This is a genomic window from Paucilactobacillus kaifaensis (genome assembly GCF_005405145.1).
Lineage (GTDB): Bacteria > Bacillota > Bacilli > Lactobacillales > Lactobacillaceae > Paucilactobacillus > Paucilactobacillus kaifaensis.
The window spans coordinates 1-20,536 of record NZ_BJDM01000024.1 but is presented as its reverse complement, the minus strand read 5'-3'; the positions used below and the strand labels follow the sequence as shown (position 1 = coordinate 20,536).

The window sequence follows — 20,536 nt, the reverse complement described above, 5'->3', positions numbered from 1 at the left end:
AAAAACACCTCCGAATAAATTTTACTTTTTTCGAACGTGCTTTTATATGTTTGTATCAAATTATAACTTCAGTTCCTTATTTGGTCTTTTTATAGTATGGATCAGTTTAAATTAAATCAAAATGCTTCAGACCGTTCACAATCCCGCCATTCATATTGCTAGTTGTAATGAACTCTGCCTTTTTCTTTACTTCTGGATTTCCATTGGCCATGCAGACAGGATGGTCCACTAAATCAAACATCTCTAAGTCGTTTAACTGGTCACCAAATGCATATGTTGGAACATCCCCAAAACTAGCGTAGTCCAATAATTCTTCAATTCCAGACTTTTTGGACACACCTGCCAACATTGTATCTAGCCCCCGAGGATTATTTCGGACTAGTGATAGCACCCCTTTAAATCGTTCTTGGTATAACTTTTCTTTATTAAAGTTAAAGACAAACATAAAGTTAACGTGGTGATACTTGTACCAATCAGGCTCGACGCGTGCATTTAAGCCTAGCAACTTAAAGTTTTCATCCGTTACCGGCGTTTCTTGACTCAATGCAAATTCATGATGATTGAACCATGCCACTGGATCCCCCTGCGCATTCGCAAACGCATTAAACTCTTCAATTAGCTCGGGCTCTAAATACTCAGCGTGCAATCTTTTTCCCTCGAATTGAACATAGCTACCATTAGCACTCACAATTGAATCCATTCCGGTTTCATCCAACACATACCGAACCTCAAAAATATTTCGCCCAGTTGAAACTACTGGCAAAATATTATTACGCTCCAATTCATGGATCGCCTGAACATTTGCTGGTGATAAGCTTTTATCATCCATTAACAGTGTGCCGTCTAAGTCAAAAAAAACGATTGCTTTATACATATCAACTGTCATCCCCTAGTTTCTCTATTAATTCTATTATACAGTCTCTGCAACACCCTTTCAAAGAATAACAGTAAATGGGTCCAACCACACCATTAACAGCCATTCAAATTGATAAATAATTGTAATATCACCAGCAACTCCTACCACAGTTTCATTTACAGCACGCTTGCACTTTTAGTGGCATATTATTTTGACGTCAGATGTAGTATTATTGTAAAAGTAAATTTAAAATTTAATTGTAAAGAGGGGCCACCATGGTGATAATCACAGCAGGAATGATCGGTGTTGGTAAGACGACGCTTACCGGACTAATTGCCGAGCACTTAGGAACAAAAGCATTTTACGAGCCAGTGGGAGAAAATCCAGTTCTGCCATTATATTACAAAGATCCAAAACAATACGGCTTTTTACTCCAAATCTACTTTTTGAACAAACGTTTTGCAATGATCAAAAAAGCTTTAGATGATGATAACAACGTCTTAGATCGTTCAATCTATGAAGATGCCTTATTTACAAAGGAAAATAATGCTGAGGGTAACATTACTGATACAGAATTAGGCGTTTATCTTAACTTATTAGATAACATGATGATGGACCTGCAACAACTACCTAAAAAAGCACCTGATTTATTGGTATATGCTGAAACTGATTTTGACACAATTTTATATCGAATTAAAAAACGTGGCCGTGACTACGAACAATTTGATAACAATCCAGAACTAGAAAGCTACTATTATAAAATGTGGTCAGCCTACAAGGACTGGTTTGAAGAATATGATGCTAGTCCTAAAATGAAAATTGATTTACAGACTTATGATTTGGATAAACCTGGCAACATTGATCAAGTCTTAGCACAAATTGATGCCTATTTAAATGATATTCGACAACCACAAAATTAACGCTAAAGAACTGGCTCCTGCCAGTTCTTTTTTATACCCTTCTTTTCACCCACCATCCACTTGCTCCTAGTCCAACCCAACCTAGTATTGTCATGATTTTAGAATTTTCTCTCGCATTTTGCGAAGTCTTTGCTAATTTTCTTTTTTTCAAATAAGGCTCACGCTCCTTTAACCTATGACTAATTAAATTGGGTTGCTCCACTTTACTTGGCATTTGATCATATTTGGTCAGATCATACGTTAAGATAATCTGGTTTAATTTGGCTGCGTAACCGGTATCCGTCGCGTATGTACCTGTTAATGCTGATGTAGCATCTGCAAAACTAGTTGTGTTTGATTTCCATGCTTTCGAAAAAAATGGCTGCAACAAAACCTTAGCATAATCATCTAATGATGCTCGATATGATGGGTAATGTCTAAACTGCCCCCTTATTGCAAACAACCGACCACTGCCATCATCTTCATTTGTTTTCATCAGAACTGATTTACCGGCAAATGATCCCTTAACACCAAATAGATTATAAAACGGTGCCTGGCTAAGTCCGCTTTGCCCCCATGAACTCTCCAGCACTGCCTGAGCAATCATCACCGAAGCATAAAGGTTGTGTTCTTGTGCGACTATACGAGCCGTCTCGGCAAATTGCTGAATAAATTTTTGATGGTCTAACGTAATCACACCCCGTGGCAATATTTCCACCCCATTATTCGATTCAATTTTCGGCTGTCGTTGGGGCTCATTTACATTATCATGACTTTCTTCAATTGACGCATCGATTGAAGAAACAGCCTGCTGATTCATATCGTTTTCAGCTATCTCTTTGTTTGGTATGTTTTCACCTAACTGATCACTATTCTTTTCAACTCCATATTTGTGTTTAACTCCCATCATAAAAAAATAACTTTCTGCTTTTGCTAACTCATCAACATCTATCTTAATTTGCTGAGCTTGCATTTGGCTGACATATGATACGCCAGAATCAAACTCAGTTTGTATTGATCGATACCGCTCTTTATATGCTAGTTGGAACTGCTCGTCTTGTTGGTGTAATTCTTCAATACTCATCATGTAATCACGATTGAAATCCTGCTCAGCAGTCGCAACAGCAGCGTCGCGAATAGTCTTCATTTGTGTCTGAGTTATTTCAGCCCCCACAATTGATATTGCCGACCAACTTAGTCCCCACCCACAAACTAATATAATAATTCCAACTTGCTTTAGTCCCCGTTTTAACATCCATCTACCCCACTTAATCAAAATCACTTTACACACCTAATTAATACATACGCACAATCTGACATAATTTCACGAAAGCAATTGTCCAATCAAAAAAGACCATTAATCAAAAGATTAATGGTCTTTTTTAGTAATATGGAATAGTTATTATCAAATTACTCGTTTTAAATCTGCTAAACGACGATATGAGATTTGGCAACTTTCGTTATCAACAAATGTTACTAAACGCGTTTGTAAATCAATTGATTTGATACGCCGTGGATTCAGCAACACACCTTTGTGACCGCGAAATAAAGTTGGGTGTCGTTCCTGGATTTCATTTAGATCGCCGCGAAATTCGACTCGTTGATCACCGGTGGTAAATAGCAGTCGGTGTGGTAAGTCAGTTGTCTTAAAATAATCTATTTTTTGAATACTCAATTTATAAATGCTGCTTTCTAATTTGTACGTAAATATATCATTTGTGCTTTCAGGCATACTTCGATCACGCTGCTGCGCAATTTGCATATCCAATAGAATTTGGTTTTCTTCATTTTTATGATCTACGGTTTTGATGATGTAATCCAACGGCTCGATATGTCTCTGAATGGCCTCAAACGATAATTCTTCTTTCCGAGCTAAAAATACAATCAGTGCCTGTTGATCATGTTGTCTAATTTGTTCTGCTAATTGAATTGCACTAAATTGACCAACTTTTCGATCAGTATCTAAAAAGTACAATCCAGTTTCAAGTGGATGATTTTTAACATACAATAGCAATTCTTCTGCACTTTCAGTACCGAATGAATATGTTAGCGTAGCTAACTTTTTTTGCTTTAATTGTTGCCTAATGAACTGCTCATAATACAATCTATCATTCAATTGGCTTTCACATAAAAATATATTTCGCATGATTCACACCCCTAACGTCTTATATTCACAACCAGTTGTACAATACAACGATATTGTTACTATATTCACAATAGTAAGCTGTAAATACCATGTTTCAGTAAAATTTAATTCACTATTTAAGGAATCATTAAGCCGAAACGTTATCCTTGTAAACTCATATCGAAAAGATTATTCTAGTACACTAATCGTTATATCTAATAAAATAATTGTAATTAGCTATTTGACAACGTGTAATATTATTACCTTAGCATTACTAACAATTATTTTGTATTTATATGATAGGTTAATTATAACATTAGTAAAATTTATAACACTATTTTTATTCATATACGTAGTTAAATTTGTCGTAAACGTTTATAATAGATTCATGTTCGTATTTTCAGTAAGGTAAGGTAGGGAAGATAAATGTTTTTAAATTCAATTATTAGACAACAACGCAAAGCAAAAGGGCTCAATCAATCCGAGTTAGCTGCCGGAATTTGTACCCAAGCAACCATGAGCAACATCGAAAATAAAGGTACGGTCCCTTCACTTGGCACTCTGATTCAACTATGCCAACGGTTAGACCTAACCCTTAACGACGTTGTTTCAGAATTTCAAACTGTCGCTGACAATTTTGACGAACTTACATCCGCTGAGCGATTGATTGCATTAGATCAAATTGATCAGGCTGGTGAACAGTTAAAAAAAGTTGGAGCTAATTTAGACAAGGACGATGCCCTAACAAATCAACAATACCAATTTCTAACAGGATATGTATGTTTACTTCAAGATGACCTTGATGGCGCAGTATTTCATTTTAGTTTCGTGGCCAACAGCGAACAAGAAGCTAATCTACCATATGTAACGTGCGCCCACATTTCGTTAGGAGAAATTTATTTCCAACGTAATCAACTAGATCGTGCCAGCTTTTATTTTAATGATATCAAAACCATTTTAGCTAATTTTGATGTTAAAAATGAACTCGGATTGTTTTGGCTTAAAGTATGTGTTCGTTTTGCTTACAATTACCTTATGAAGACAAATCAAAACGCTGAAGCAAAGACCTTAATTAGTCAACTGCTTGCTAACCCAGATTATCAAATTAGCTCTCGCTTCATTGAAGAATTTCAAGAATTCTCAAAATAAGATAAAAAAAGCGATTTTCCAATACGGAAAATCGCTTTTTTTATCTTATTTTTAAATTTCAGGATAGGTCGTCTTTTGTAAATCAACAACCTGGTTTTCTTGATCTGTTTTAACAACAATTACGTCACAGTCGGCTTCACGAACAACATATGAAGCAGTTGAACCAACAATCATACGACCGATAAAGTTCAACCCAGTAGCACCCACAACAATCAAATCAATATCATGATCTTTGGGATATTTACTCCCTAATTCCACCTTGGCATTGCCAATTTTAACTTCTAAGTTAACATCAGTTACACCAGCGTCTATTGCTTGTTGCTTGTAATGTGATAATTTTTGCTCCATTTCTTTTACCGCTCCATCATAGACGGACCGATCAATAAAGCCATAACCAACCGTACTGGTATTTGGAAAACGTTCACCATTAATCACACTAAGCAATGATAATTTGGCATTGTTTTGCAAAGCAACATTGATTGCCTTGTCTAATGCCATTTCCGATTGCTTTGAACCGTCAATTCCAACAAGAACATGTTGATAATTACTCATTATAGCCACCTCCGCTAAACTTTGTCGGCACAGTTTTAATTAACTATTCCTCACCTTTAGTTTAGCAAATTATTACTTTGAATAACAGCAATACGGTATTAATCAGTTACTAGGTCATTGATTGACTGCATGTAAATTGCCATTGCCATCAATAAATCATCTACAGGCTGAAATTCATTAGCCTGATGCATTGTGTCCTCTGTGTGATCAAACAAGGCACCAAAAGCGACTCCTCGTTCCATCATACGACCATAGGTTCCACCACCAACAACTTCTGGTTGTGCTTTGTCATCACCTGTTTGATCGCGATAAGCTGACATTAAAGTAGTAACCAGTGGATCACTAGCATCGACATAATGTGGCACCATAAAGGAACCCTGAGTAATCGTCACACTCAGCGGCGCTGTAACTACTGACAATTTGTTTTGAATATCATCAGGCGTAATACCTTTTGGATAACGGAAGTTCATGTCAACTTGACCACCTTTGTGGGCATCAAAGCTCATCAGCCCAACATTCATAGTCAAATCACCCATCACGTCATCAGCAAACGCAAGGTCAAAATTATGCAAGCGCGAATCTTGATGCATATATTTTCCTAAGAGTGTGATAAAGCTACCTGCCGCTCCTTTGATATCGTATTGCGACAAGAAACTAGCTAGATAGGTACCAGCATTTTCACCATTACGTGGTTCCATCCCATGTGCTGCTTTGCCAACAACGCTCAGTTTTAAGCCTGCTGGAGTAACATCAGCTTGTCCTGTAATTGGATTATTGGCAATAAAAACATTGAAGTCTGCAACCATTTGATCGGTATTAGCTGCTTCAAGCACAGCTTCTGCTTCACGCGGTACCATATTAGGGCGTAATCCAGACTCAAATGAAGTTAGCACTACCTCACCAGCATTGTCACCAGCAAATGCTAGCTTCATCGATACATTACCTTTTTCACCATTAATAAGCGGAAATTCAGCATCGGGAGAAAAACCAAACGTTGGGGCTGGTTCAACTTCAAAGTAACGCTTCATCCCGGTCCAATCACTTTCTTCATCGGTACCAACAATAAACCGCACTTTTTTATTGAACTTGATATTCATATCCTTCAAAGTTTTGAGCGCATAATAAGCTGCCATCCCAGGTCCCTTATCATCTGAAGCCCCTCGGCCATACAATTTACCATCTTTAATTACTGGATCAAAAGGATCTGTATCCCAACCATTACCAGCAGGCATTACATCTAAATGTGCCAAAATAGCAAGAGTTTCGTCGCCTTCACCCCATTCAGCATATCCAACTACATTATCGATATTTTTGGTTCTAAAACCGTCTTGTTGAGCCATTTCCAAAAAAATAGTTAAGGCTTGAGCCGGCTTAGGTCCAAGTGGAAATTCATCGGTTGCCTGTGAATCATCACGAACACTTTCAATCTTCATTAATGCAATTAAATCATTTAAATAGTCTTCTTTTTGTTGTTGTGCTTTAGCTTGCCAATCAGTCATCTAGTAAACTCCTCCATTTAAATTCCAAAATGAGTGTATCTATCATAACATAGATATTAGGTTAGTAAATAATCAAAGTGTGAGCAGGAGTGGTATGACACCGTAGGATAAATTATTAATAGTGATTGAAAAGGCGCTCTTTGCCTTTTTGATTACTATTAATAACTTATCCCTAAGTGTTAGCTCCTGCGAACACGTCTAAATCAAAGTGTGAGCAGGAGCGGTATGACACCGTAGGATAAATTATAAATAGTAATTAAAAAGGTGCTCTTTGCCTTTTTGATTGCTATTTATGGCCTATCCCTAGGTGTTAGCTCCTGCGAACACGTCTATTCAAAATGTAAGATCCACCTAGCATACCTAAAAACTACTCAAATCCACAAAAATAGCGTAAACTAACCAAAGTAATAACAATAAAAAAGGATGACAATCAATATGAAACAATTAACTGAAAAAATTTTAACCGATGTAATCAAGCAACGACCTGCAGATAGTTTTAAGGGTAACTTTGGTAAGGTTGTCTTGATTGGTGGTAATGCTAATTTTGGCGGTGCTATCATTATGGCAGCTACAGCTACTGTTTATGCAGGCGCTGGATTAGTGACAACTGCAACAGACACCACAAATTCTGCCAGCCTACACGCGCAGTTACCAGAAACAATGTTTGTTAACTACTACGATAAGGTTCAGTTAAGCCATTTAGTCAGTGATGCCACAACAATCGTAGTTGGCCCTGGTTTAGGTGATGATTTTCACAGTCAAGAAGTACTGTCCACTGTTTTTGCGAACACCAATGCCAACCAAACAGTTGTCATCGATGGTTCTGCTATCACAATGATGGCCCAACATAAAATCAGTCAACCAGCTGGACAAATTGTCTTTACGCCCCACCAAATGGAGTGGCAACGTTTGTCAGGAATTGAGATCGCTGATCAAACTCCCACTGCTAATCAAGCGGTTCAAGCCCAACTAAATGCCACTGTAGTGCTTAAAAAACACCATACTGAAATTTATACTAATGAAGATATTTATCAACTAACAATTGGCACTCCTGCCCAAGCAATTGGTGGAATGGGAGATACACTGGCTGGCATGATTGGTGGTTTTGCTGCTCAATTTTCAGATTCAATTCAAGCTACATTGGCTGCAGTATATGCGCACAGCGCAATTGCTGAGGAACTAGCAGCTAATCAATATGTTGTGTTGCCACATCAAATTAGTCACCAATTACCCACCTTTATGAAAAAGCATGAGGCTTAGCATATCATAGCAACAAAAAACGTCTGGCGAATTTAATCGGCAGACGTTTTATTTTTCAATAATTCAATTTCTTTATCAGTTAACGCCCGATAGTTCCCGTCACTTAAGTCAGTTACCCCTAGCCCAGCAAATTCAGCGCGGTGCAACTGAACTACCCGTTGCCCAAGCGCTCCAAACATTCGCTTAATTTGATGATACTTACCTTGATGCAGCTGTAGCTTAACATTAGTTTCATGTCCACTCTGCCCAACTATGCTAGCAGAATCCGCTTTGACGTGATCTCCGTTTTTTAATTCAATGCCATCTTGCAATACTTGTATTTGATCATTACTTAATGTTCCGGTTACATGCGCCTCGTAAGTCTTAGCAACGTGGGTTTTGGGACTTACTAATTGGTGGGCTAACTGCCCATCATTCGTGATCAACAATGCTCCCGTCGTATCTTTGTCTAAGCGACCAACTGGGAACAAATCTGAGCGAAAATCGTCTTTTGATAGGAGATCCATTACAGTCGTTTGAGACAAGTCTGTGGTAGCGGTAATGACACCCATCGGTTTGTTCATTAAATAATAAAATTCGGTTTGATGTCCTAGAACTTGGCCGTCAACAATCACTCGATCCTGAAGTGGGTCAACACCTTGTTTAAACGATTTAACCGGCTGTTCATTTAACGTTACTCGGCGTTGTTTAATCAACTCATGAATCTGTGACCGTGTACCAAGTTGTTGATCATGAAGATATTTATCAATTCGCATTAGCTACTCCTGCCTGAGAATGTATTCCATAATAATTCCCGTAAACATCATCTACTTAATATGAAGTCTCCGGCGAATACCAGCGACTCGACTACCAATCAAGCGGTCTGCTAGCCGGGTTTTTAATGCCAGTACAACATACACACCAGCGCCAATTACAACCGCAATTGTTAAAACAAAAAATGCAGCACCACGCCCATAGTCACTGAAAAATAAATAAAGTCCATCAACCACTAATCGGGCAACAATAAAGGTTAAAATTGAAAATAATAAAATTTGATTAGTTGTTTTCGCCATTTTTTTGAATGGTAAATTATATTCGACATTTAACGCATGAATGATCAAATACACAGTTACTGTCATTGCCAATCCAGTGGCAATTAATGGTCCAATCGTCTTGAAAATTAAAATTGCAGGAACTTGTAAGATTAATTTCACAACGATCCCAATTCCTAAATATTTCAGTGTCAACATATTTTGTGACAAGCCCTGCATAATAGCAGATACCACTGTGTAAAGTCCCAAAATAATCGCAATATACGAAGAAAAAACCAAAATTGTGGTGCCAGAAGCGCTATAGCGATAAAAAATTGTATATAGGGGCTTGGAAACGGCAGCCATCCCTAATGCCGCTGGTAACATTACAAAATAAAATAATTGCAATGCGTTTGCGGTTTGCTTTCTGATACCATCGAAGTCTTCTCGCGTTTTCGCAGCCGACAATAATGGAATAACTGTAATCGATAGCGCCGAAGCCAATGATATTACCACCATCATCAATTTATTAGCATTAAATGAAAATAGTGCATATAACTGATTCATTTCCGCCATTGAATATTCGTGTAAGTGTCGCATCACATTAAAGAATGTGTACTGATCGATCAGAGTAAAGATAATAATCCCAGCTGAGACGATAATAAACGGAATCGCCTGAAAAATAATGTCTCGAATTAAAGACCATGAAGAAACCACCAATTCATTATTACTTTGGGCTACCAGTTCATCCATCGTTTCTTTGTTACGTAAATAATAGTAAGACAATAATAAGATACTACCTAACGCACCAATAAAGGCCGCAAAAGTTGACTGTGATACAGCACTAACCCAGCTGCCATGTTGCACTCGCATGATAAAAAAAGTCGCGCCCAGCATGTAAACTACCCGGAATACTTGTTCCACAAACTGCGAAATCGCAGAAGGTGCCATTTGTTGATATCCTTGAAAGAACCCACGAGCTAAACTCATTGATGGAATCACCAAAATAGCCAACGTTAAAGAACGCAATACTGGCACAACGTTGGCATCCCCGTCAGCAAATAGTGGTGCCCCAAAGTACATAATTACTGCTGCCAAAAAACCCGTTAACGCGGATACATACATTCCATGGTGATAAAGACGGCGTCCAACCCCATATTCATTCATGGCATTATAATGGGAAACTAATTTTGAAATTGCTGATGGGACACCTGCAACCGCAGCCATCAAAAAGAAACTGTAGATATTGTAACCCTTGCTATACAAGGCATTGGCCTGATCACTATAACTTCCCAACCAAGTAACCCAAGGGATAATGTAAATGGCCCCTAGAATACGTGAAAAAATACTCCCGGCAGTCATCCACGCTGAGCCACTCAACATTTTTGTTTGAGCATCTTGTTGATCTGTTAACTTTAGTGACGACCCAGACTGTTTTGCCATCAATTTGCCTACTTTCTAACTTCATCCTAACCATTCTAGCGTTTATAGGTAATAGGTGCAATTTAATTTTTTATTAAAGAGTGTAAAACGCCGCAGTCAGAAGTCGTGGTGTAGCCAAAAAATAGAGCTGGCCTTTTAAACTTTAAAGACCAGCTCCATTTTTATCATTACATGTAGACTTCTGCGACGCTTTGCACGGCTAATCAAGTAAACCTGTGAATCAATAAACTCCACCAGCAAACTAAAACCGTCCTAATTAGCCACAATATTAACAATCTTATTTGGCACCACAATTACTTTTCGAACTGTTTTATCAACCAAGTTTTCTTTAACACGTTCATCATCCAGTGCCTGAGCTTCAATGTCATCTTTAGCAGCATCTTTAGCCACCTTTAAATGACCTTTAACCTTACCATTGATTTGAATGACAATCTCAACTTCGTCTTCAACCAATTGGGCTGGATCATAAGTTGGCCATTTTTGATATGCAATAGTGTCACTTTCGTTAAACTGACTCCATAATTCTTCAGCCACATGTGGCATGATAGGAGAAATCATCTTGATGAAACCTTCCATATACTCAACTGGTAAATCATCGACCTTGTAAGCCTCGTTAACAAACACCATTAGTTGCGAAATACCAGTGTTGAAATGTAAGCGACTGAAGTCTTCTGTAACCTTCTTAACTGTTTGGTTATAAATCTTAGTCAATTTGCCATCGTTAAAGGTAGTTACACGATCTCGAAGATGGTTATTGTCATCAATCATTAACCGCCATAGGCGTTGAATCCACTTGTTACTACCGTGTAATCCTTTTTCGTCCCAAGGAACCGAATCCTCAAGAGGTCCCATGAACATTTCGTATAGACGCAATGTGTCAGCGCCATATTGACTTACAATATCATCCGGATTAACCACATTTCCCTTAGATTTAGACATCTTTTCGTGGTTAGCACCCAAAATCATTCCTTGGTTAACTAACTTCTGGAACGGTTCTTTAGTAGGCACAATCCCTAAATCGTATAAAACTTTATGCCAAAAACGAGCATACAATAAATGTAAGACGGCGTGTTCCGCACCCCCAACGTACAAGTCAACTGGTGACCAGTAGTTGAGAGCTTCTGAACTAGCTAATTCTTTGTCATTATGTGGATCCATGTAACGAAGCCAGTACCAAGATGACCCCGCCCATTGTGGCATTGTATTAGTTTCACGTTTACCCTTACGACCATTTTCATCGACTACATTTACCCAATCATCAATGTTAGCCAGTGGACTTTCACCAGTACCAGAAGGTTCCAACTGTTTAGTAGCTGGTAAACGTAGTGGTAATTCATCTTCAGGTACTAAGGTAGTTTCACCATCTTCCCAGTGAATTACGGGAATCGGTTCGCCCCAGTAACGTTGTCGTGAGAAAATCCAGTCACGTAAACGGTAGTTAATCTTTTTATCACCGACATGATGTTCTTCCAACCAATCAATCATAGTATGAATGGCATCTTTGCGGTTCAATCCGGTAACTAACTCAGAGTTAATATACTTACCTTCACCTGTAAATGCAGCCTTAGTTACATCGCCACCTTCAATTACAGGAATAATTTTTAACCCAAATTTTTGGGCAAATTCCCAGTCACGATCATCGTGTGCCGGAACGGCCATAATCGCACCAGTTCCGTATGATGCAAGCACATAGTCTCCGATCCAGATTGGAATTTTATCACCAGTCACTGGGTTAATACCATAGGCACCTGTAAATACCCCAGATTTGTCCTTATTTAAATCTGTCCGTTCTAGATCTGAACGACGTGAAACTTTATCTTGATAGGACTTTACTTGTTCTGATTGCTCTGGCGTTGTGATTTGGTCAACTAACTCATGTTCAGGTGCTAAAACCATGTATGTGGCACCATATAGTGTATCAGGACGGGTCGTAAAAACTTCTATTTTAGCATCTGGATGTTGATCAACACTAAAGAAGACACTCGCTCCTTCAGAACGACCGATCCAGTTACGTTGTTGTTCTTTAATACTTTCTGGCCAATCTACATCATCCAAATCATCAATTAGTCGATCTGCATATTTAGTAATTCGTAATACCCACTGACGCATTGGCACGCGATAAACTGGATAACCACCACGTTCAGTCTTGCCATCAACAACTTCTTCATTAGCTACAACCGTACCGCCCATAAAATCAGGTGCCCAGTTAACCATGATCTCGTCTTCGTAAGCGAGGCCCTTTTTATAAAGTTGCTCAAAAATCCACTGCGTCCACTTATAAAATTTGGGATCAGTAGTGTTAACTTCACGATCCCAATCATAAGAAAAACCAAGTGATTGGATTTGATGCTTGAAAACTTTAATATTTTGAGAAGTAAAGTCCTTCGGGTTGTGACCTGTTTTTAATGCATACTGCTCTGCAGGCAAGCCAAAGGCATCCCAACCCATTGGATGCAAGACATTAAAGCCTTGCATTCGACGCATTCGTGAAATTGCATCTGTTGCTGTATACCCCTCGGGATGGCCAACATGGAGACCCTGACCAGATGGGTAAGGAAACATATCCAAAGCATAATACTTAGGCTTAGTTGTATCAATATCCACCTTAAAAGTCTTATTTGTTTTCCAATAATGTTGCCACTTGCGTTCAATCACATCATGATTGTAAGCCATGAGTATATCGTCTCCTTTTGTAATAGAGTGTAAATTCAACCGGTTAGGTTCCGTAAGCTAAGCCGATTAAGCACTATTCGCGCCCTTAGCGAATGGTGCTTAATTGACTTAGCTCCAGGAACCTGGTTGAATTTACACGTTTCAAAATCAGAGTGCAGATCTAGCCGGTTAATCTTCGTAGACTTAAGTTAATTAAATGTTGTTTGCGCTCATAGCAAACGGCATTTTATTAACTTAGCCCTAAAGAATTGGCTGAATTTACACGGTTCAAATCGTTGAGTGAAAACCAAATAGAAAATAAAAAATCCCATAGGAAATTGAATTCCTATAGGACGAATAGATTCCGCGGTACCACCCATTTTCTACGTTAATGTAGCTCTTAAACTCCTTAACGCGAAAACACGTCTTCACTTACTAAAAATTCAGCAAAGAATTCTCAAGGGTGAGTTCAAAAGTCAATAATCTGCATTCACAGTCCCATGCAGTCTCTGTAAGAATTGGCTTTCTACTAATCCCTCTCAACGATTAAATATTGTTCTTATACTATCAAAGCATTTAGTGATTTGCAAGGACGCTAGTATAATTCAGTGCTCTCTTTAGTACTTTTTGCTTTCATTGTATGTTACAAATAAATGAATATTACCAAAATGCAATACAGTTGACTTCAGGCTTTGTGATACAATATGCGTATTGAAAACATTTATCGGGGGGATTTATATGAGTGCTGTACATCGACTAAGTCGAGTTCAAACAGTTCTTTTTATTATCGCATGTGCGATATTTATCACAATATACAGTGGTGTTAATCTAAACGCTGACTGGGTCAAATCCTTAGATATGAATTTGATTCAACAAATTAGATTTCCTCAAACCGACTGGAAAAGCATGTTGTTAACTTGGTACACAACTTTTTTTAATACCTTACCGATGACAATTATCGTTATTATTGGTTCAATCATTTTTGCACTCGAACATCGTATTAACGCAACTCTCTTTTTCCTATTAGTCCCTGGAATTGGCTCTTTAATTAACCATTTCATTAAAGCCATTGTTGCTCGTCCACGTCCTACTCTTGATCAATTAATGCATTATGGTGGCTACAGTTTTCCTAGTGGACATGCAATTGGTGCAACTTTAATTCTAGGATCCGTAATTGTGCTGGTACAATATTATGTCATCGTTAAATGGCAACGTTGGCTAACAAACACCATTTTAATACTGATGATTATTTTAGTAGGTTATTCGCGCGTGTACGTTGGTGTTCACTATCCCAGTGATGTTTTAGCAGGATTTTGTCTGGGTTATATCTTTTTAATGCTCGGTCAAATGATTTTTGGATTAAGGAAGGTTGTGAAATAATTGAACTTACAATCAGCCCTTGAATTTAGTCATACCATTTTGAAAGACAATATTTCACTTGGTGAAACAGTCATTGACGCCACTGTTGGAAATGGTAACGACACCATTTTTCTCGCGTCTTTAGTTGGAAAAAGTGGCCGTGTTTATGGTTTTGATATTCAACAAACGGCCATTGATAAAACAAAACAGCAACTACTACTAACCGGATTGCAACAGCAAACGACACTAATTTGTAGCGGACACGAACATATCGGTCAATATGTAACCGAACAAATTGCCGGAGCCATTTTCAATTTAGGCTACCTACCTGGTGGTGATAAAAATGTTATCACCCACGGTAACACAACTATTAAGGCGATCCAAACAATGTTACCGTTGCTGCGACGTGGTGGGACAATCTGCCTCGTGATTTACTACGGCCATCCAGGTGGTGATGATGAGCGTCAGTCAGTAGAACAATTTGCCACACAGTTAGACCAAAAAAAGTTTAATGTGCTTGAATACCAATTTATCAATCAAGCGCACACTCCACCACGGCTAGTTGCTATTCAAAAGCGATAACCTAAAACGACCCATTAATTAGTGTAATAAGCACTAATTAATGGGTCGTTTTACTTTACCTGTCGATCAAAAATATTAACAATCAATGCTAGAATAATAAATCCTAACGCCAGCAAAAATACATTATGCAAGCCACTATAATAGATCTGTCTCAAAGTAGGAATCAGGTGCTGTGGTAACTGTGTCACTGTTTGTGGGTTAATCATTTTGTTCATCATTGACAATTTAACCCCTTCATTCGCATGCGCACTAATTCCTGCTGCCATTGAATGATTCATGATAATTCCAAAAACTGCAATCATAATTGTTTGTGATAATGAACGCACTAAAGTATTAAACGAAGTAGCCACACCAATTATTTCATGAGAGACCAAACTTTGTGATGTCACCGTTGTCCCTGTAATCGTAGTTCCAAAACCAATTCCAAAAACTGTTGAAAATGCTAAAAAGACCCAAAATGGTGTTTGCTGTGGGATCAATACCATGGCGATTCCCATGACAGTTAACACACTTAAACTGAAGAATAGTAGACGTTGTGGATTTGATTTAGCAAGCAATCTTCCGGCAATAAATGAACCAACGATCCACATAATTGAACTCGGTGTGACCGCGAATCCAGCCATTGATGCTCGTAAACCTAACAATCCTTGTGTCCACATCGGTAGATAAACATTAAACGCAATCAGGTAGGCTGACACCATTGCTGCCGCAAAGTTCTGAATAACAAATGTTCGATTATCAAATAAATGTAAGAAAATAATGGGATCATCTGCGCGTTTTTCTTGGCGGACAAACAATATCATACTGATAATGAAAATTGCAAAACTAAGTAATACTGACCACAGTGAATGGCTGGTCATACTTAATAATTGAAACCCATACATTAACCCAATTAGTGAAATCGACAACCAAATAATCCCCAGCACATCTAGTTTAGATTTTGTCACATCTTTTTCTTCATGTAAAAAGCCCCAAATCATGATCATCGCAATCAAGCCAACAGGGATATTAATAAAAAATACCCAATGCCAACTTAACTGGTCAACAATAAAGCCTCCCAGTAGTGGCGCCACAACCGATGCTATTCCCCAAGCAGAACCATTAAAGCCCATGACCTTTGCCCTTTTTTCGAATGGGTAGATGTCAGCGATAATTGTAAATGAGACCGGCATGATCGTACCTGCCCCCACTCCTTGAATTGCACGCCAAAAAATAAGTTGCGCCATCGAATTAGATAAACCACTCATTGTTGATCCGATTACAAACACAATGAGGCCAAACAAAAAGACTGGTTTACGACCAATGCGATCAGCTAATTTACCATAGATTGGTGTAGCTAATGCATTAGTTAAAAGAAAAATTGAAAAGACCCAATTCATAATGGACACCCCTTTGAGATCGCCCACAATCGTTGGCATGGCAGTTGAAACAATTGTCCCTTCGACCGCACTCATAAAAGTAGCAACGAAAATTGCAATTGTCACAACCGTCACGTTAGTTTTTTTTGCCATAATTACCTTCCTCGATTAATCATTTTACTGTTGTTATTTAAACCAACCCTTACTCTCCAAATAAAAAATTGCTTGTTATTAGTACCTTAAAAGGTTGATCAAATAAAATCACATCAATCCATTCTACTAGATTTGAATGATCTTTGCATGAACTTTTTCTAATCAACTAATTGAGATCGTTTTTTACTTAGACCAAAATAAAAAAGCAACCATTTTTTGGCTTTTAACAGCTAAAAAGTTAGTTACTTTACTCGGTTTGATTAACCTAATTCTTGCTTTAATTCATCAACCTTATCTGTATGTTCCCAAGGTAAATCAATATCTGTTCGACCAAAGTGACCATAAGCAGCAGTTTGCTTATAGATTGGACGCTTTAAATCAAGCATTTCAATAATTCCTTCAGGACGTAAATCAAAAATCTTACGAACAGCATCAGTTAGTTTTTGTTCCGAAACAGAACTAGCGCCAAAGGTGTCTACAGCAACTGAAACTGGTTGAGCAACCCCAATGGCATAGGCCAGTTGGATTTCTACCTTATGTGCGTAACCAGCTGCAACAATGTTTTTAGCGATGTAGCGGGCAGCGTAACTAGCAGAACGGTCAACTTTGGTAGCATCCTTACCAGAAAAGGCTCCGCCACCGTGATGAGCGGCCCCCCCATAAGTATCGACAATGATCTTACGGCCAGTGAGACCAGCATCCCCTTGTGGACCACCAATAACAAAGCGTCCGGTTGGATTGATTAAATACTTAGTATCGTCATCCAAATACTTAGCTGGAATTTCATGTTTGATTACTTCTTCAATCACATCTTGACGAATCTGATCAAGCGTAACATCTGGATCATGCTGTGTACTTAGCACAACGGTGTCGATTCGTTCAGGAACATTGTTATCATCATATTCAACTGTGACCTCAGCCTTGGCATCTGGACGCAAGTAACTGAGTGTACCATTTTTACGCAACCAGGCGATTCGGTGCATCAACTTATGACTTAGAGAAATTGCTAATGGCATTAACTCTGGTGTTTCATCAATGGCATAACCAAACATCAACCCTTGATCACCAGCACCAATTTGATCTAGCGGGTCTTGATCACCTTCACGGCGTTCCAGTGCATCGTCAACACCCTGCGCAATATCTGGTGATTGCTCATCGATGGCAACCATTACCGCACAAGTATCACCGTCAAAACCAAACTTAGAGTCAGTGTACCCAATCTCTTTGATAGTTTGACGAACCACATGTTGGATATCAACATATGCTGACGTTGATATTTCACCAAAGACTAATACAAGCCCAGTGGTGACAGATGTTTCACAAGCCACCCGTGCATCTGGATCTTGTTCTAACATTGCATCCAAGATTGCATCGCTAATTTGATCAGCAATTTTATCTGGATGGCCTTCTGAAACTGATTCTGATGTAAATAAATGTCGTTCTGACACAATAAATTCCCCCATTTTGCTTTAAGCGTAAAACACGCTTGAATTGCGGTTACAAGGCATCTTCACAGGTAGTGAATCCTATCGGGAATGGACTTATAACGAGTAATATCTTAGCATAAATCAGAAACAGAGTGCAAACGACTTTAAAAAAATGACAATCAAAATTAGTCTGGTAACAATTCTTCTCCATCTAAATTTTCAAGTTATTCAATTTAACCAACCTATCGTAAAAGTCATTATTTTTTACTGATGAATTGACTCCAACCATTCGGCAACATATTTCATTGTTTCTTCGTTATCAGGAGAGTTAGTCACGGCAAGAATCAAACCATCGCTCTCATTAACAACTTTATTATCTACTAATTGATAGCCATTTAAGTTCAAAAAATAAAGTGCCGCTTGTATGGATGTCCGCTTATTTCCATCAATAAAGACATGTTTTTTTGTAATCTTTTGTAAAATAAATGCTGCTTTAAGCCAGATTGTCGGATATAGTTCATGGCCAAAAATAATTTGTTGCGGTTGTTCAATGACAACATCCAGTGCTTCTGCTGACTGAACACCATAACTTTTACCGCCTACCATTTCTACTGCATACTGATTAATTTTAAGTAACTGTGATTTAGATAAATATTTAACTTTTGCCATTATTTATCCTTTAACTTATTCATCAATGGTTTAAATCGATCCATGAATTTCTCAATATTATCATTTTCTTTTTCGTCTAATGGTCTTACTCTTTTTAAAATAATATTGCCATTTTCATCCATTGAAGGAGAAAAAAGAGTGTTTTCTGGAACATTTAAACTACTGGGAATTGTGACGACTGTCGCATTACCTACTTTTCGACTTTTAACTACCATTTGACTCATCTCCATTCGTATAACCACGTGTGTATACATGATATCTAATTATGATAAATATAGCAAGAAAACCAATCGACAAAATATTGATTAAAAAAAGAGCAACAGCATAAACCCATCTGTTACCCTTAGTTATTAACTATTTAATTTCATTCGCTAGTAATTTTATTAACGATTTCAACCACTTTGTTACTTGGAATTGAAAATCCCATTCCCTCAACACTTGTTCCATCAGTGTCGGATGCTAACTTCATCGAATTAATTCCTACAACCTGACCAGACAAATTAATCAATGGGCCACCTGAATTACCCGCGTTAATTGCTGCATCAGTTTGAATAACCGTTGCCTTACCATATGAAGTGGTTATTGACCGACTTTTAGCGGAGATAATTCCTTTAGTAACAGACGAAGCATATGTTGTTCCTAATGGCGAACCAATCGCAAGCACACTTTGACCAGCACTAATCTGATTAGAGTTTGCAAAACTTGCAACTGTTGTGACATTGTCGTCACTAATTTTTAAAACAGCTAAATCAGTTGTTTTATCAGTCCCAACCAATGTAGCAGTTACTTTTTTGCCACTATTTAAAATAACTTCAAGTGAAGATGATCCAGAGACTACGTGATTATTAGTGACAATATAGGCACTACCATCTGCCTTTTTGTAAATAATACCCGAGCCTTCGCTAGCTGCTTCCAACGAACTACTACTGCTATTCGAAGTACTATCATCTGTTTGCCCATAAGCCTCCAAAGTTGATCCGCTGCTTTGTGATTCTTGCAAATTAATAACTGAGACAACGGCTCCCTTAACCTTATTGTAGGCTTTCGTGGCTGAGCTAGAACCAGTCGTTTTACTTTGATTAACCACCGTTGCTCCAGAATTGCTACTGCTACTAGAAAACAAACTGTTACCGGATGATGCATAATTTTGCACCATATCAGCACCACCGTACGCAATTCCGCCGCCTACCAATCCTGCAATTATAGCCACTACTACCAGCTTGGCACTATTTCTTTTTTTAGTTGGTTGATCATTATTTTGGTTTTTATTTTGTTCATCCATTTTCCTGATCTCCTCGCGATTTTTTATTACGAAGTCTATTCTAATAGTTAAATTTGAAGATATTATGTTTATAATTTTAAATATCAGGTACTTATTAGTTTAGCATAATTGAAAATTTATTTTAGAGCTAAATTTTGTGGAATTTTTGTACTTTACATGCTTAATAAATGAAAATACTGAACTGAGGAACTGAAGTTATAATTTGATACAAACATATAAAAGCACGTTCGAAAAAAGTAAAATTTATTCGGAGGTGTTTTT

18 protein-coding genes, 1 riboswitch and 1 other annotated feature are annotated in these 20,536 nt (G+C 38.0%); of the genes, 5 read left to right on the top strand and 13 right to left on the bottom strand.

Going from position 1 to position 20,536, the window contains the following annotated elements; genetic code table 11:
- Positions 1-106 precede the first annotated feature (106 nt).
- Positions 107-874, bottom strand: a complete 768-nt coding sequence (locus tag FFM51_RS08075; protein WP_137598124.1) for a Cof-type HAD-IIB family hydrolase — start codon at positions 872-874, stop codon at positions 107-109.
- A 257-nt stretch (positions 875-1,131) separates the two neighbouring features.
- Between FFM51_RS08075 and FFM51_RS08070 the strand changes: the two genes are divergently transcribed.
- Entirely contained in the window at positions 1,132-1,776 is a 645-nt protein-coding gene (locus FFM51_RS08070; RefSeq protein ID WP_137598121.1) for a deoxynucleoside kinase, read from the top strand.
- A gap of 31 nt (positions 1,777-1,807) precedes the next feature.
- Here the strand turns inward: FFM51_RS08070 and FFM51_RS08970 are convergent, their stop codons facing one another.
- Together FFM51_RS08970 and FFM51_RS08060 are read right to left on the bottom strand one after the other, a co-directional pair.
- A complete protein-coding gene (locus FFM51_RS08970; RefSeq protein WP_414691959.1) occupies positions 1,808-3,010 on the bottom strand; it encodes a glucosaminidase domain-containing protein in 1,203 nt (400 codons plus the stop codon).
- Positions 3,011-3,160: 150 nt separating this feature from the next.
- Entirely contained in the window at positions 3,161-3,901 is a 741-nt protein-coding gene (locus FFM51_RS08060) for a LytR/AlgR family response regulator transcription factor (RefSeq protein WP_137598120.1), read from the bottom strand.
- A 405-nt stretch (positions 3,902-4,306) separates the two neighbouring features.
- On the opposite strand from FFM51_RS08060, the gene FFM51_RS08055 reads away from it, so the two are divergent.
- On the top strand, positions 4,307-5,029 hold the full coding sequence (locus tag FFM51_RS08055; RefSeq protein WP_137598119.1) for a helix-turn-helix domain-containing protein: 723 nt from the start codon (positions 4,307-4,309) through the stop codon (positions 5,027-5,029).
- Between the two features lie 51 nt (positions 5,030-5,080).
- On the opposite strand, the gene FFM51_RS08050 is transcribed toward FFM51_RS08055, so the two are convergent.
- Positions 5,081-5,581 (bottom strand): universal stress protein, encoded by a 501-nt coding sequence (locus FFM51_RS08050; protein WP_137598118.1) that lies wholly within the window; start codon positions 5,579-5,581, stop codon positions 5,081-5,083.
- 98 nt (positions 5,582-5,679) lie between these two features.
- The gene (gene pepV / locus FFM51_RS08045; protein WP_137598117.1) at positions 5,680-7,080 is read right to left on the bottom strand and encodes a dipeptidase PepV; all 1,401 of its coding nucleotides are present in this window, start codon (positions 7,078-7,080) and stop codon (positions 5,680-5,682) included.
- A gap of 435 nt (positions 7,081-7,515) precedes the next feature.
- Between pepV and FFM51_RS08040 the strand changes: the two genes are divergently transcribed.
- Positions 7,516-8,340 (top strand): NAD(P)H-hydrate dehydratase, encoded by an 825-nt coding sequence (locus FFM51_RS08040; RefSeq protein ID WP_137598116.1) that lies wholly within the window; start codon positions 7,516-7,518, stop codon positions 8,338-8,340.
- Between the two features lie 32 nt (positions 8,341-8,372).
- On the opposite strand, the gene FFM51_RS08035 is transcribed toward FFM51_RS08040, so the two are convergent.
- The 3 genes from FFM51_RS08035 to leuS form a co-directional block, all read right to left on the bottom strand.
- Positions 8,373-9,095: a pseudouridine synthase gene (locus tag FFM51_RS08035; protein ID WP_137598115.1), complete on the bottom strand. Its 723-nt coding sequence runs from the start codon at positions 9,093-9,095 to the stop codon at positions 8,373-8,375.
- Between the two features lie 51 nt (positions 9,096-9,146).
- Positions 9,147-10,793, bottom strand: coding sequence for a putative polysaccharide biosynthesis protein (locus FFM51_RS08030; RefSeq protein WP_223875917.1), 1,647 nt, complete (start codon positions 10,791-10,793; stop codon positions 9,147-9,149).
- Between the two features lie 252 nt (positions 10,794-11,045).
- Positions 11,046-13,466, bottom strand: coding sequence for a leucine--tRNA ligase (gene leuS / locus FFM51_RS08025; RefSeq protein WP_137598114.1), 2,421 nt, complete (start codon positions 13,464-13,466; stop codon positions 11,046-11,048).
- Between the two features lie 325 nt (positions 13,467-13,791).
- Positions 13,792-13,997, bottom strand: a binding site (T-box leader).
- Between the two features lie 186 nt (positions 13,998-14,183).
- Here leuS and FFM51_RS08020 point away from each other — a divergent pair.
- Together FFM51_RS08020 and mnmM are read left to right on the top strand one after the other, a co-directional pair.
- Positions 14,184-14,825 carry a phosphatase PAP2 family protein gene (locus FFM51_RS08020; protein WP_137598113.1) on the top strand — a complete coding sequence of 214 codons (642 nt, stop codon included), beginning with the start codon at positions 14,184-14,186 and terminating at the stop codon, positions 14,823-14,825.
- Entirely contained in the window at positions 14,826-15,386 is a 561-nt protein-coding gene (gene mnmM / locus FFM51_RS08015) for a tRNA 5-(aminomethyl)-2-thiouridylate-methyltransferase MnmM (protein ID WP_137598112.1), read from the top strand.
- A gap of 50 nt (positions 15,387-15,436) precedes the next feature.
- Here mnmM and FFM51_RS08010 read toward each other — a convergent pair whose 3' ends face one another.
- The 5 genes from FFM51_RS08010 to FFM51_RS07990 all read right to left on the bottom strand — a co-directional run bounded on the left by FFM51_RS08010 (position 15,437) and on the right by FFM51_RS07990 (position 20,275).
- Positions 15,437-16,900 (bottom strand): MDR family MFS transporter, encoded by a 1,464-nt coding sequence (locus FFM51_RS08010; RefSeq protein ID WP_137598111.1) that lies wholly within the window; start codon positions 16,898-16,900, stop codon positions 15,437-15,439.
- A 257-nt stretch (positions 16,901-17,157) separates the two neighbouring features.
- Positions 17,158-18,345, bottom strand: coding sequence for a methionine adenosyltransferase (metK, locus tag FFM51_RS08005; RefSeq protein WP_137598110.1), 1,188 nt, complete (start codon positions 18,343-18,345; stop codon positions 17,158-17,160).
- Positions 18,343-18,449, bottom strand: a riboswitch (SMK box riboswitch). (Overlaps the previous gene by 3 nt.)
- A 139-nt stretch (positions 18,450-18,588) precedes the next feature.
- Positions 18,589-18,993 (bottom strand): type II toxin-antitoxin system death-on-curing family toxin, encoded by a 405-nt coding sequence (locus FFM51_RS08000; protein WP_137598109.1) that lies wholly within the window; start codon positions 18,991-18,993, stop codon positions 18,589-18,591.
- Positions 18,993-19,208: a hypothetical protein gene (locus tag FFM51_RS07995; RefSeq protein WP_137598108.1), complete on the bottom strand. Its 216-nt coding sequence runs from the start codon at positions 19,206-19,208 to the stop codon at positions 18,993-18,995. Before FFM51_RS07995 ends, FFM51_RS08000 begins: the two co-directional genes overlap by 1 nt.
- A 149-nt stretch (positions 19,209-19,357) precedes the next feature.
- Complete coding sequence (locus FFM51_RS07990; protein WP_137598107.1) at positions 19,358-20,275, bottom strand: S1C family serine protease; 918 nt, start codon at positions 20,273-20,275, stop codon at positions 19,358-19,360.
- Positions 20,276-20,536 lie beyond the last annotated feature (261 nt).

Bases quoted from the DNA above. Each gene is read 5' to 3' on its own strand.
- FFM51_RS08050 (WP_137598118.1), bottom strand. From the start codon at position 5,581: ATGAGTAATTATCAACATGTTCTTGTTGGAATTGACGGTTCAAAGCAA.
- pepV (WP_137598117.1), bottom strand. From the start codon at position 7,080: ATGACTGATTGGCAAGCTAAAGCACAACAACAAAAAGAAGACTATTTA.
- FFM51_RS08040 (WP_137598116.1), top strand. From the start codon at position 7,516: ATGAAACAATTAACTGAAAAAATTTTAACCGATGTAATCAAGCAACGA.
- leuS (WP_137598114.1), bottom strand. From the start codon at position 13,466: ATGGCTTACAATCATGATGTGATTGAACGCAAGTGGCAACATTATTGG.
- FFM51_RS08020 (WP_137598113.1), top strand. From the start codon at position 14,184: ATGAGTGCTGTACATCGACTAAGTCGAGTTCAAACAGTTCTTTTTATT.
- FFM51_RS08030 (WP_223875917.1), bottom strand. From the start codon at position 10,793: ATGGCAAAACAGTCTGGGTCGTCACTAAAGTTAACAGATCAACAAGAT.
- FFM51_RS08035 (WP_137598115.1), bottom strand. From the start codon at position 9,095: ATGCGAATTGATAAATATCTTCATGATCAACAACTTGGTACACGGTCA.
- FFM51_RS07990 (WP_137598107.1), bottom strand. From the start codon at position 20,275: ATGGATGAACAAAATAAAAACCAAAATAATGATCAACCAACTAAAAAA.
- FFM51_RS08000 (WP_137598109.1), bottom strand. From the start codon at position 18,993: ATGGCAAAAGTTAAATATTTATCTAAATCACAGTTACTTAAAATTAAT.
- FFM51_RS08070 (WP_137598121.1), top strand. From the start codon at position 1,132: ATGGTGATAATCACAGCAGGAATGATCGGTGTTGGTAAGACGACGCTT.
- FFM51_RS08060 (WP_137598120.1), bottom strand. From the start codon at position 3,901: ATGCGAAATATATTTTTATGTGAAAGCCAATTGAATGATAGATTGTAT.
- FFM51_RS07995 (WP_137598108.1), bottom strand. From the start codon at position 19,208: ATGGTAGTTAAAAGTCGAAAAGTAGGTAATGCGACAGTCGTCACAATT.
- FFM51_RS08055 (WP_137598119.1), top strand. From the start codon at position 4,307: ATGTTTTTAAATTCAATTATTAGACAACAACGCAAAGCAAAAGGGCTC.
- FFM51_RS08970 (WP_414691959.1), bottom strand. From the start codon at position 3,010: ATGTTAAAACGGGGACTAAAGCAAGTTGGAATTATTATATTAGTTTGT.
- FFM51_RS08075 (WP_137598124.1), bottom strand. From the start codon at position 874: ATGTATAAAGCAATCGTTTTTTTTGACTTAGACGGCACACTGTTAATG.